The organism is Comamonas sp. SY3 (genome assembly GCF_041730275.1).
Classification (GTDB): Bacteria; Pseudomonadota; Gammaproteobacteria; order Burkholderiales; family Burkholderiaceae_C; genus Comamonas; species Comamonas sediminis.
Window position 1 is genome coordinate 137,762 of record NZ_JBGTYN010000002.1, and the last position, 12,584, is coordinate 150,345.

Below are 12,584 nucleotides of genomic sequence, written 5' to 3' on the forward strand. Positions count from 1 at the left end.
CCTGGTGGGTCACTCCTGTGTTTTGTGTTTGCCTGCCCTGGGCATGGCGGTGGCCCATGCGCAGGAGGCATCGCTGTCCGAAGTGGTGGTGACCGACAAGCGCAGCGAGCCCCATGCGCTCCAGCTGCCTTCCACCTCGGCCAGCAAGCTGGCCATTCCGCTGCAGGACCTGCCGGCCAGCGTCAGCTCGGTATCGGCTGTGCAGATCCAGGAGCGCGCCGACTACGAGGTGGTGGACGCCGTGGGCCGCAGCGTGGACCTGAGCACGACCGGCACCCCTGGCAACGGCGGACTGTCGTTTTCCAGCCGTGGCTTTAATGGCGTCAACTCGGTGGGCGTGGCCGAAGACGGTCTGGCCTTGGGCGTGGCCGCAGGCACCGTGGCCTATCCCAATTCCAGCTGGGGCTATGAGCGCTTTGATGTGCTGCGCGGGCCGGCATCGCTGATGTATGGCAGCGGCACGATGGGCGCCACCGTGAATGCGGTGCGCAAGGAGCCCAGCCGCGCCAGCTCGTCTGAAGTGTTGCTGGGCGCTGGTTCCAACGGCACGGCCCGTGCAGGCCTGGGCACCACCGGCGCACTGAGCGACAGCCTGAGCTACCGCCTGGATGTCTACGGTGATCGCACGGACGGCGAGCGCCAGCTGGGCAACAGCGACAGCAAGAAGCTGATGAGCGCCATCCGCTGGCAGGCCAGCAGCGATCTGCGCCTGGATCTGACGGCCGATGTCAGCGACCAGCGGCCCGAGCGCTACTTTGGTACCCCCGTCGTTGATGGCAAGCCGGTGGCGGCACTGCGCGACCGCAATTTCAACGTTCTCGACAGCGACATCCACTACAAGGACCAGCGCTACAAGCTCAAGGCCGAGTGGAACGTGAGCGACGCGATGGTGCTGCGCAACGAGACCTACCACATGAAGGCCGACCGCCACTGGAAGAACATCGAAGGCTACGACTACGATGCCGGCACCCGCACGGTCTACCGCTACGATTACCTGGAGATCGGCCACGATCTGGAGCAAAGCGGCAACCGCCTGGGTGCCGTATTCAAGCCCGGCCAGCACGAGATTGCGATGGGCTGGGACGTGTCGCAGGCCAAGTTCACCGCCCTCAACAACTCCCCATATACCGGCGAGTCCGATGTGCCGCTGACCGGTGGCACCAGTGGCTACTGGAACAGCCCGGACCCCTACAAGGCGCGCATGACCTCGCGCATCCGCCAGAACGCCTTCTATCTCGAAGACGCCTGGAAGCTGGGCGCGCAGTGGCTGCTGATGGCCGGCGTGCGCCGCGACCTGTATGACTTTGACCGCATGGACCTGCTCAGCCCGGCCCGTTTTGACAAGACCTTGGGCGGCACCTCCTGGCGCCTGGGCCTGACCCACAAGCTGGACCAGAACACCAGCGTCTATGCCCAGGTCAGCACCGGCCATGACCCGGTTACCAGTCTGCTGTCGCTGAGCCAGTCGCAAACCGGCTTCACCCTGAGCAAGGGCCGCCAGGTGGAGGTGGGCATCAAGCAGCAACTGCCCAATGACCAGGGCGAGTGGACCCTGGCGGTCTTCGACATCCGCAAGAAGGACATCATCACGCGCGACCCGGACCGCCCAGCGCTGTCCATCCAGGGCGGCAAGCAGTCGTCCAAGGGCATCGAGCTGGCGGGCAGTTGGCGGGCGACTACGTCCTGGCGCTTTGAGGGCAACCTGGCCTATGTGGATGCCCAGTTTGACGAGCTGCGCGAAGGCGCCACCGCCATTGACCGCGCCGGCAACCAGCCCGCCAATGTGCCGCGCTACACGGCCAATGCCTGGGCGCACTACCAGACGGGCGATTGGCGGGCATCGCTGGGTCTGCGCCATGTTGCCAGCCGCTACACCAGCAATGCCAATACCGCGCAGCTGCCCGCCTACACCGTGGCTGATGCCGTACTGGGCTGGAACCTGAACCGCAGCACCAGCTTGAACCTCGTTGGCCGCAACCTGACCAACAAGCGCTATGCTGCATCGTCCTACGGCTCGCAATGGCTGATGGGCAATGGCCGCAGCTTTGAGCTGATGGCCCATCTGCGTTTCTGAGCAAGGCCCAGGCATGACAGCAAGCACCTCCCGGCACATTCTGCGCGCGCTGGCGGCAGCGGCCGCCCTGGTGCTGGCCGGCTGTGACCAGCCAGCCGGCCCGCAGCCGCCCAGCCGTCCCACCCAGGCAGCAGCGGTCCCCATCGCCAGTGCGGCGGCTGCCGCGCCCGCAGGCTTGCGGGCTGCGCCGCTGGTGATCGATGTCTGCGGCCAGCCCCAGCGCTATGACCGGGTACCGCAGCGCGCCATCACGCACGATGTGAACATCACCGAGATGTTCCTGTTTCTGGGCCTGGGGCCCCAGCTGGTCGGTTACACGGGAATACCGTCGCGCAAGGAGATCAGCCCCGAGCTGGTGGACCAGTTCGCCCGGGTGCCCAAGCTCTCGTCGCAGGACATGAACCTGGAGACCATGCTGGAGGCACGCGCCGACTTTGTATTTGGCGGCTGGAGCTATGGGTTCCGCCCCGGCGGGGTCACGCCCGAGCTGCTGGCAAAGCACGGCATCGCATCCTATGTGCTGTCCGAGTCCTGCGTCCGCATCCACAAGCGTGAGCGTGTGGCGCTGGCCGACACCTTGGCGGACCTGCGCAATGTGGCGCGCATCTTCGATATCGAAACCCAGGCGCAGCCGCAAATTGCCAAGCTGCAGGCCTCGATCAACCAGCTGGCCACGCAGATGCGAGGCAACACGCAGCAACCGCGTGTCTTTGTGTTTGACAGCGGCGAGAAGATACCGACGACGGTCGGCGGCTTCGGCATGCCCCAGGCCATGCTGGATGCCGCAGGGGGCAGCAACATCTTTGCGGACATCCCCAGCAACTGGCCCCGAGGCAATTGGGAGGATGTGATCACCCGCGACCCGGAGTGGATCATCATCATCGACTACGGCCAGCCCAGCGCACAGGGCAAGATCGATTTTCTGCGTTCCAAGCCGGAGCTGGCGGGGGTGTCGGCCATTCGCGAGCAGCGCTTTTTCGTCATCAGCTATGCCGAGGCCACGCCAGGGCCGCGCAACGTGAACGTGGCGCAGCGCCTGGCTGCTGCCTTGCACCCGGATCGCCGCATCACGGTGGACCCCGTGCCATGGCTGCCTGTGGCGGAGTCCAAGCAGTGAGCCATGCGCCGGGCTGTGACGGCCAGCATGAACGCCAGCGGCGCAAGCCCTGGTCCTTGGCGCTGTGCCTGTTGCTGCTGCTGGTCTTGCTGCTGGTCAGTGGCCTGGCCGCCATCACCTGGGGCTCGGCATCGCTGCATGCCTCCACCGTGTGGTCGGTCGTCAGCCAGCAGCTGCTGGGCGGCGGCTGGCAGCCCGATGCAGGGCAGGGCAGCATCAGCCAGCAGCACTACCAGATTGTCTGGATGGTGCGCATGCCCCGGGTGCTGCTGGCGGCGCTGGTGGGCGCCGGCCTGGCCGTGGTCGGCGTGGTGATGCAGGCGATGGTGCGCAACCCGCTGGCCGATCCGTACATGCTCGGTGTGTCCTCCGGCGCGTCGGTGGGGGCGGTGTCGGTGCTGGCCTATGGCAGTTTGGCGATGGCAGGTATCTATGCCATGACCGCAGGCGCCTTTGTTGGCGCGTTGCTGGCCACTGCGCTGGTCTATGCGCTGGCCCAGCAGCAAGGGCGCCTGCATGCCACCCGGCTGATCCTGAGCGGTGTGGCCATTGGCTACATGCTGATGGGTGTGACCAGCCTGATCACCTTGACCGCCGGCCAGCGCGAACTGGCCAATGCGTTGCTGACCTGGACCTTGGGCAGCCTGGCAGCGACCCAGTGGAGCGCCCTAGGGCTGCCTGCCGCAGTGCTGGGCCTGGGCCTGCTGTGGCTGCTGCTGTGTGCGAGACAGCTCAATGCCTTGTTGGTTGGCGACGAGGGCGCTGCCACGCTGGGATTGAACACTGCCAGCCTGCGCCTGCAATTGTTCGTGGTGGTGTCCTTGCTGACGGGCACCATGGTGGCAGTCAGCGGTGCCATCGGCTTTGTCGGCCTGGTCATTCCCCACATCACCCGCATGCTGGTGGGCAGTGACCACCGCCGCGTGCTGCCCGTCAGCGCCTTGATGGGTGCAAGCTTTTTGGTATTGGTCGATCTGGCCGCCCGCACCTGGTTTTCGCCCAGCGAGCTGCCGGTGGGCGTCATCACGTCGCTCATTGGCGGGCCCTTCTTTATCTGGATGCTGTGGCGCCGCACCACGGCGATCCCGGGAGGCAGCGCATGATGCTGAGCGCCAAGCAACTGTCGTGGAGCGCCGGCCATGGCAGCCAGGCCACACCGATAGTGCGCCACGCCAGCCTGCAGGTGGCGCGCGGCGAATGTGTCGGTCTGGTGGGGCCCAATGGCTGCGGCAAATCGACCTTGATGCGCATGCTCTACCGTGTGCTGCAGCCCGATGCCGGTGGCCAGATACAGCTGCAGGGCCGCGACATCTGGCAGATGAGCACGCGGCAGTTTGCGCAGCAGGCGGCAGTGCTGGGCCAGGATACGGGCCTGGGCTTTGACTGCACGGTGCAGGAGTTGGTAATGATGGGCCGCTTTCCGCACCAGTCGCGCTGGGCGCGCGACAGTGCCGAGGACAAGGCCATCGTCAACGCCTGTCTGGCGCAGGTGCGGGCCAGCCGCCTGGCCGACCATCCGCTGTCATCGCTCTCCGGCGGTGAGCGCCAAAGGGTGCTGCTCGCCCGTGCGCTGGCCCAGCAGCCGCAGCTGCTGTTTCTGGACGAGCCTACCAACCACCTGGACATCCAGTTCCAGCTGGAGCTGCTCAGCCTGGTGCGCGCCTCGGGCTGCACCGTGCTGATCGTGGTGCATGACCTGAACCTGGCTGCGCAGTTCTGTGACCGCATCTACGTGATGCAAGCCGGCGTGATCGAGGCCGAGGGCAGGCCCGAGCAGGTGCTGACCTCGCAAACCATTGCGCGCGTGTTCCAGGTCGAGGCGCTGGTGGACCGCCATCCGCGCCTGGACAAGGCCCGTGTGAGTTACTGGATGGACAGACCCGATGGCTAAAAAACCTGATGCGTTGTTGCTGCTGGGCCGGGGTGGACTGGGGTCGGCAGCCAAGAACGAATTGCAGGCCTTGCTGCAGGCCTGCCAGCAGGCAGACCCCGACCTGGCTATGCAGCTGGCCTTTGTGGACCGCAACCAGCCGGCCTTGCCCGAGGCGCTGGACAGCCTGCGCGCCACGCTTGCGCCTGCAGGTGGGGCGCAGCAGACGATCGTCATCCAGCCCACGATGGTGCCCGACGAGCCGGCACTGCGTCGCTGGCTGCATAAGGTGGCCAGGCGCTGGCTGGCCAGCCAGCCCGGCCATGCCCGGCCCCGGCTGGTATTTGCGCAGCCGCTGCTGCAGTGGCAGGGCCTCGTGCCCGCATTGCTGAACCACCTGGCGCTGGCAACGTCGCGGCCCGATGTGGTGGCCGAGGAGGGCGAAGAGGGCTGGCAAAACGACCCGGTGGCCTGGAGCACGGTGCCCGCCCACCAGCGCCATGTGCTGTGGTGCATGGGGCCGCGCTGCGTGGCCAAGGGTGCCGCCGCGCTATGGCCCCGGCTCAGCCAAGCGGTGCAGGCAGGCGCGCCCCTCAAACAGCAGCTGCAGCTGCTGCAGACCAGCTGCCAGTACCCCTGCAACCAGGGGCCGCTGATGATCGTCTACCCCGAAGGCGTCTGGTACGGCCATCTGGATGAAGACAGCCTGGTGCCGGTGCTCAAGAGCCACATCGAAGGCAGCGAGGCCTGTGCAGCCCACCGGGTGCATACGCTCCAGGCACCTCCGCCCTGCAGCGATGCGGACGAATGAGCGCAGTGCGCTATTTGCATTGCAGCAGCGGATCGGCCGCAAAAATCTCCACCACCCAATCGACAAAGGCCCGCACCTTGGCACTCAGATGGGAGTTGGGCGGGTACACCACATAAACCGGCAGCAAAGGCTGGGTCCATTCCGGCAGGATCTGCACCAGCTGACCGCTTTGGAGATACTCGCGCGCCTGGTAGCTGGTGATCTGGCCCACACCCTGGCCGCTGAGCAGGCAGGTCGTGTAGGCATTGGCTTCGTTGACGGCTAACGTCGAGGGGTTGGCAATCTCGATGCTCTCGCTGTTGTGCTGAAACTCCAGCGGATAGCGGCGCTGGGTGACCGGCGAGAAGTAAATCACACTGTTGTGGCCGTTTTCCAGGTCGCGCGGATGCTGCGGCGTGCCCTGGCGCTGCAAATAGGCGGGCGAGGCCACCGTCAAAAATTCCACGTTCCCGACACGGCGCGCGACCAGTGACTGGTCGCGCAGCTCGCCGCCGCGCACCACGCAATCGACATTATCCGCAATCAGGTCCACGGTGCGGTCGGTCACGCCCAGGTCGATCTGGATGTCCGGGTAGCGCGCCTGAAAGGTCGCCAGCTGTGGAATCACCAGAAGCCGGGCGATCGAGGTGCCTACATCCACACGCAGACGCCCGCGCGGGGTCGCACGCACCTGGCTCATGCTGGCTTCGAGTTCATCGAAGTCGCTCAACAGCCGCACGGCGCGGTCATAGTAGGCGGCGCCATCGGTGGTCACCGTCACGCGGCGGGTCGTGCGGTTGAGCAGTTTGACCCGCAGCCGGTCTTCCAGCGCCTGCACATGCTTGGTCACACTGGCCTTGGGCAGCTGCAGCGAGGTGGCCGCGAGCGTGAAGGTGCCCGACTCCACGACCCGCGCAAACACCCGCATTGCCTGTATCTGATCCATCTGCCTCTCCTTGCACTGGTGCGCACGCGCGCGCTAAAAGTAGGTGGATTCTCACACGCGAAAGATGGCGCTATTGTTCCTGATTTGGAAATAGTGCGGCCATAATTTGCCGATTGATCAGTTGCAGCATCGCAACTACATTTACCCATGCCTACTCATCAACAGGCTCACTTATGTCTGACACCACCGTAAAAAACAGCGTATTGGCTCCCGACTTCATCGACACCGTCGCTCCGACGGCGTCGGGCGAGTCGGTGGCCGTGCGCCTGTACGGTAGCAAAGGCAAGTCCGGCGAGCCTTCGCCCTTGGTGCTGCATTTTCATGGCGGCGCTTTTGTCGAAGGCGATCTGGACAGTGGCTGCACCGTTGCGGGTCTGCTGGCAACAGCAGGGGCCCGTGTGGTGTCGGTGGCATACCCGCTCTCGCCTGAGCATCCATTTCCGCGTCCATTGGAGATCGGTTATGAAATGCTTCAGTGGAGCTACAAACATCGCACACGCCTTGCCGGCAAAGGTGCGCCGATGTATGTGGCTGGCGAGGAGGCGGGTGCCAACCTGGCCGCCGGCGTGTGTCTGATGGCGCGTGATCAACGCCATCCACCGCTGGCGGGGCAGATCCTGCTCTCACCCATGCTCAATCCCTGTGCCGGCACGGCGTCGCTTCGCGCTGCCAATGGCGATGCAACGGAATGCAAATGGGCCGAGGGCTGGAGCAAGTTCCTGGGCTGCGCCTATGGCGGCATCCATCCCTACGCTGTGCCAGCGATGGCGCAGCGCCTGGCTGGACTACCCGCTACGCTCATCATGGTGGGCGATAAGGATCCGATGCACGACGAGGCACTGGCCTATGCCAGCCGCCTGCAGGCAGCGGGTCATCTGGTGCAGCAGCATGTATTCAAGGTCGCGCAACAGTGGCCCGATGCATTGCTTGAGCCCCGTGCTCCCGAGCCCTGTCCCTGTGCCGGGGCCGTGCTGGAACAACTGGCACTTTTCTTCGAGACATCCCGATGTCGGGCGCAAGCCTGATCCCCTGAACGAAGCGCAAGGCTTGAGCGGCGCCTCCCTCCGGTAAAGCCCGGGGAGCGGCGGCGGGCAGCTGCGCCTTCACCACCCTTAGAAACGCTTTCTCGCAACGCATTGCCGTGTGGAGTTTTGCAGAGGCTCCACTGTGGCAAGGATTTTCTGTCGGCTTTTATAGCCGCAGGGGCATGCCGTTGCCGCAAGAAACCTCAAAAACTATTCACGCACACATCAGGACTTGGCCATGAGCAACAACAAAACTTCGACTTCCCCTCAACGCCGCTGGTGGACGGCCATCGGTCTGGCAGCTGCCGTGGTGGCTGCAGGCGGCACGGCAATGGGCCTGCAAAGCTCGCACGCGAGTGCGCCGGCAGAGGCCACGGCACCGCCCGCGATGCCTGTCTCCGTCGCCCAGGTGCTGCAGCAGGACGTGCAGCTGTGGGATGAATTCTCCGGCCGGCTCGAAGCCGTGCAGCGCGTCGACGTGCGCCCGCGTGTCGCCGGCGCGCTGCAGGCGGTGCACTTCAAGGAGGGTGCGCTGGTCAAGGCCGGTGATCTGCTTTTCACGGTCGATCCCGCACCTTATGCCGCTGAAGTGGACCGTGCCGAAGCCCAGGTGGTGGCCGCCAAGGCACGCATGGGCTATTCGCAAAGCGAAGCCGAGCGCGCCGCCCGTCTGTGGGAAGAGCGCGCCATTGCGCAAAAGGAACTGGACGAGCGCACCAACGCCCGCCGCGAAGCAGACGCCAACCTGCGCGCAGCGCAGGCCGCGCTGCAGACGGCCAAGCTCAACCTCGGCTACACCCAGGTGCGCGCGCCCGTGGCCGGCAAGATGGGCCGCATCGATGTGACCGTGGGCAACCTGGTGAGCGCCGGTGCCGGCGCGCCAGTGCTGACGACCTTGGTCTCCGTCAACCCCATGTATGCCAGTTTTGATGCCGACGAGCAGATCGTGACCAATGCGCTGCAAGGCCTGCGCCAGGGCAAGAGCGCGCGTGCGTTGATCGAGAGCATTCCCGTGCAGATGGGAGTGGGCACCAGTGGCGCCACGCCTTACAAGGGCCACCTGCAGCTGATTGACAACCAGGTGGATGCGCGCAGCGGCACCGTGCGGGTGCGTGCGGTGTTTGACAACGCCGATGGCGCGCTGATGGCCGGCCAGTTTGCCCGCGTGCGCATGGGCCAGCCCCATAGCCAGCAGGCGCTGCTGATCAACGAACGTGCCGTGGGCACGGACCAGAGCAAGAAGTTTGTGCTGGTGGTGGGCGAGGGCAACAAGGCCGAGTACCGCGAAGTGCAGTTGGGCGCGCCGTTTGAAGGGCTGCGCCTGGTGAGCTCGGGCCTGAAGGCCGGCGAGCGCATTGTGGTCAATGACCTGCAGCGGGTGCGCCCCGGTGCCGTGGTGGCACCGCAGGAGGTGCCGATGTCCAGCAAATCCGAGCTCAAGGGCGATGCGCAGCAGGCTGCCAACGATGGCTCCAAGCCCGCCGCCTAAACCGATAACAAAAAAGCCAAGCGTATGAATTTATCCCGATTTTTCATCGACCGCCCGATATTTGCGGGTGTGCTGTCGCTGCTGATCTTTTTGGCAGGGCTGATCGCCATGCGGGCCCTGCCCATCTCGGAGTACCCCGAGGTGGTGCCGCCCTCAGTGGTGGTGCGTGCCCAGTACCCCGGCGCCAACCCCAAGGTGATCGCCGAAACCGTGGCCACGCCCCTCGAAGAGTCCATCAACGGTGTCGAAGGCATGCTCTATATGGGCAGCCAGGCCACCACCGATGGCGTGATGACCCTGACCGTGACCTTCAAGCTGGGCACGGACCCGGACAAGGCGCAGCAGCTGGTGCAGAACCGCGTCTCGCAGGCCGAGCCGCGCCTGCCCGAAGAAGTGCGGCGCCTGGGCGTGACCACGGTCAAGAGTTCGCCGGACATCACCATGGTCGTTCACATGGTCTCGCCCAATGGGCGCTATGACATCGACTACCTGCGCAACTATGCCGTGCTCAACGTCAAGGACCGCCTCGCGCGCATCCAGGGCGTAGGCCAGGTGCAGATCTTTGGCGGTGGCGATTACTCGATGCGCGCCTGGCTGGACCCGCAAAAGGTCGCCCAGCGCGGCCTGTCGGCCAGCGATGTGGTGGCCGCCATCCGTGGCCAGAACGTGCAAGCCGCTGCCGGCGTGGTGGGTGCATCGCCGGGTCTGCCTGGCGTGGATACCCAGTTGTCGATCAATGCCCAAGGCCGTTTGTCCAGCACCGAGGAGTTTGGCGACATCATCGTCAAGACCGGCTCGGACGGTGCCGTGACGCGTCTGCGCGACATTGCCCGCCTGGAGCTGGGCGCAGCTGATTATTCGCTGCGCTCGCTGCTGAACAACGAAGCTGCGGTGGGTATGGGCGTGTTCCAGGCCCCGGGCTCCAACGCGCTGGAGATCTCGGAAAACGTGCGCAACACCATGGCCGAGCTGCAAAAGAACATGCCAGAAGGCGTGGAGTTCCGCATTGCCTATGACCCGACCCAGTTTGTGCGGGCGTCGATCGACTCGGTGATCCACACCTTGCTTGAAGCCATCGCGCTGGTCGTGATCGTCGTGATTCTGTTCCTGCAGACCTGGCGCGCGTCGATCATTCCGCTGCTGGCGGTGCCGGTGTCGGTGGTGGGTACCTTTGCGGTGCTGCATCTGCTGGGCTTCTCCATCAATGCGCTCAGCCTGTTCGGGCTGGTGCTGGCCATCGGTATCGTCGTCGATGATGCAATCGTCGTGGTCGAGAACGTGGAGCGGAACATCGAAGCCGGACTGAGCCCGCGCGAGGCCACCTACCAGGCCATGCGTGAAGTCTCGGGCCCCATCATTGCGATTGCACTGGTGCTGGTCGCGGTGTTTGTGCCGCTGGCGTTCATCAGTGGTCTGACCGGCCAGTTCTACAAGCAGTTCGCGGTGACGATTGCGATCTCCACGGTGATCTCGGCCATCAACTCGCTGACCCTGTCGCCCGCACTGGCCGCATTGCTGCTCAAGGGCCATGACGAACCCAAGGATGCGCTGACCCGTGGCATGGACCGCGTGCTGGGCGGTTTCTTCCGCCGCTTCAATGCCGTGTTCCACCGTGGCTCGGAAGCCTACAGTGGCGGCGTGCGCCGCGTGATTGGCCACAAGGCCGGCATGTTCGTCGTGTACCTGGCGCTGGTCGGCGCCACCTGGGGCCTGTTCCATATGGTGCCCGGCGGTTTTGTGCCGGCGCAGGACAAGCAGTACCTGGTGGGCTTTGCCCAGCTGCCCGATGGCGCGACCCTGGACCGCACCGAGGACGTGATCAAGCGCATGGGCGATATCGTCAAGAAGAACCCCAATGTGCAGGATGCCATCGCCTTCCCCGGCCTGTCGATCAATGGCTTCACCAACAGCTCGAACTCCGGCATCGTGTTCGTCTCGCTCAAGCCCTTTGCCGAGCGCACCCGCGCCGACCAGAGCGGTGGCGCTGTGGCGGGCCAACTGAACCAGGCCTTTGGCCAGATCCAGGACGCCTTTATCGCCATGTTCCCGCCACCACCGGTGTCGGGTCTGGGCACCACGGGCGGCTTCAAGCTGCAGATCGAAGACCGGGGCTCGCTCGGCTACGAAGCGATGGATGGCGCGGTCAAGGCCTTCATGGCCAAGGCTTACCAGACGCCGGAGCTGGCTGGCATCTTCTCGAGCTGGCAGGTCAATGTGCCGCAGCTCTACGCCGATATCGACCGCACTAAGGCGCGCCAGCTGGGTGTGCCGGTGACCGATATTTTCGAGACCCTGCAGATCTATCTGGGCAGCCTGTATGCCAATGACTTCAACAAGTTTGGCCGCACCTACAGCGTGCGGGTGCAAGCGGATGCGGGCTTCCGCGCCCGCGCCGAAGATGTGGGCGCCTTGAAGGTGCGATCGACCACCGGCGAGATGGTGCCACTGTCCGCGCTGATGAAGCTCGAACCCAGCTTTGGCCCAGAGCGTGCGATGCGCTACAACGGCTTCCTGTCGGCCGATGTCAATGGCGGCCCAGCCCCTGGTTTCTCGTCGGGCCAGGCGCGCGAAGCGGTGGAGCGCATTGCCCGCGAGACCTTGCCCCAGGGCATTGGCTTTGAATGGACGGAACTGACCTACCAGGAAATCCTGGCGGGCAACTCGGCGGCGCTGGTCTTCCCGCTGGCGATTTTGCTGGTGTTCCTGGTGCTGGCTGCGCAGTATGAAAGCCTGACCCTGCCGTTGGCCATTGTGCTGATTGTGCCGATGGGCCTGCTGGCTGCGATGACCGGGGTCTGGCTCTCGCATGGCGACAACAATGTCTTCACCCAGATCGGCTTGGTGGTGCTGGTGGGGCTATCGGCGAAGAACGCCATCTTGATCGTGGAGTTTGCCCGTGAGCTGGAATTTGCCGGACGCACGCCGATCCAGGCCGCGATCGAGGCCAGCCGCCTGCGCCTGCGCCCGATCCTGATGACCTCGATGGCCTTCATCATGGGTGTGCTGCCGCTGGTGCTGTCCAAGGGTGCTGGTGCCGAAATGCGCAGCGCCATGGGGATTGCCGTGTTCGCCGGGATGATTGGTGTCACCGCCTTCGGTCTGTTTCTGACACCCGTGTTCTATGTGCTGCTGCGCAAGCTGGCAGGCAACCGCCCGCTCAAGCAGCACGGTGCCCATGTGGCCCCGATCACGGCGCCGGTGCCCGCACCTGTGCATGGCGCAGGCTCTGCCCAACCCCTCCTGGCCGCAGCACGCGGGCATGACGAATAAGAG

9 protein-coding genes are annotated in these 12,584 nt (G+C 64.9%); 8 read left to right on the top strand and 1 reads right to left on the bottom strand.

Features of this window, described 5'->3' with window-relative positions; genetic code table 11:
- The first annotated feature begins 28 nt into the window (after positions 1 to 28).
- From ACCQ08_RS03655 to ACCQ08_RS03675, 5 genes are read left to right on the top strand one after another with little or no spacing between them, the layout of a single operon-like run.
- Positions 29 to 2,074: a TonB-dependent receptor gene (locus tag ACCQ08_RS03655; RefSeq protein ID WP_373448926.1), complete on the top strand. Its 2,046-nt coding sequence runs from the start codon at positions 29 to 31 to the stop codon at positions 2,072 to 2,074.
- A gap of 13 nt (positions 2,075 to 2,087) precedes the next feature.
- Positions 2,088 to 3,191 carry an ABC transporter substrate-binding protein gene (locus tag ACCQ08_RS03660; RefSeq protein ID WP_373448927.1) on the top strand — a complete coding sequence of 368 codons (1,104 nt, stop codon included), beginning with the start codon at positions 2,088 to 2,090 and terminating at the stop codon, positions 3,189 to 3,191.
- Between the two features lie 56 nt (positions 3,192 to 3,247).
- Positions 3,248 to 4,294, top strand: coding sequence for a FecCD family ABC transporter permease (locus tag ACCQ08_RS03665; protein WP_373449076.1), 1,047 nt, complete (start codon positions 3,248 to 3,250; stop codon positions 4,292 to 4,294).
- Positions 4,291 to 5,082 (top strand): ABC transporter ATP-binding protein, encoded by a 792-nt coding sequence (locus tag ACCQ08_RS03670; RefSeq protein WP_373448928.1) that lies wholly within the window; start codon positions 4,291 to 4,293, stop codon positions 5,080 to 5,082. Before ACCQ08_RS03665 ends, ACCQ08_RS03670 begins: the two co-directional genes overlap by 4 nt.
- Positions 5,075 to 5,872, top strand: a complete 798-nt coding sequence (locus ACCQ08_RS03675; protein ID WP_373448929.1) for a ferredoxin — start codon at positions 5,075 to 5,077, stop codon at positions 5,870 to 5,872. The genes ACCQ08_RS03670 and ACCQ08_RS03675 overlap by 8 nt, the downstream gene beginning before the upstream one ends.
- Positions 5,873 to 5,882: 10 nt before the next feature.
- Here the strand turns inward: ACCQ08_RS03675 and ACCQ08_RS03680 are convergent, their stop codons facing one another.
- Positions 5,883 to 6,797, bottom strand: coding sequence for a LysR family transcriptional regulator (locus ACCQ08_RS03680; RefSeq protein ID WP_239811998.1), 915 nt, complete (start codon positions 6,795 to 6,797; stop codon positions 5,883 to 5,885).
- Between the two features lie 173 nt (positions 6,798 to 6,970).
- Between ACCQ08_RS03680 and ACCQ08_RS03685 the strand changes: the two genes are divergently transcribed.
- The 3 genes from ACCQ08_RS03685 to ACCQ08_RS03695 all read left to right on the top strand — a co-directional run bounded on the left by ACCQ08_RS03685 (position 6,971) and on the right by ACCQ08_RS03695 (position 12,581).
- On the top strand, positions 6,971 to 7,822 hold the full coding sequence (locus ACCQ08_RS03685; RefSeq protein WP_239811999.1) for an alpha/beta hydrolase: 852 nt from the start codon (positions 6,971 to 6,973) through the stop codon (positions 7,820 to 7,822).
- A gap of 238 nt (positions 7,823 to 8,060) precedes the next feature.
- A complete protein-coding gene (locus ACCQ08_RS03690) occupies positions 8,061 to 9,311 on the top strand; it encodes an efflux RND transporter periplasmic adaptor subunit (RefSeq protein ID WP_373448930.1) in 1,251 nt (416 codons plus the stop codon).
- Positions 9,312 to 9,335: 24 nt separating this feature from the next.
- Positions 9,336 to 12,581 carry an efflux RND transporter permease subunit gene (locus ACCQ08_RS03695; protein ID WP_312528615.1) on the top strand — a complete coding sequence of 1,082 codons (3,246 nt, stop codon included), beginning with the start codon at positions 9,336 to 9,338 and terminating at the stop codon, positions 12,579 to 12,581.
- The last annotated feature ends 3 nt before the right edge of the window (positions 12,582 to 12,584 follow it).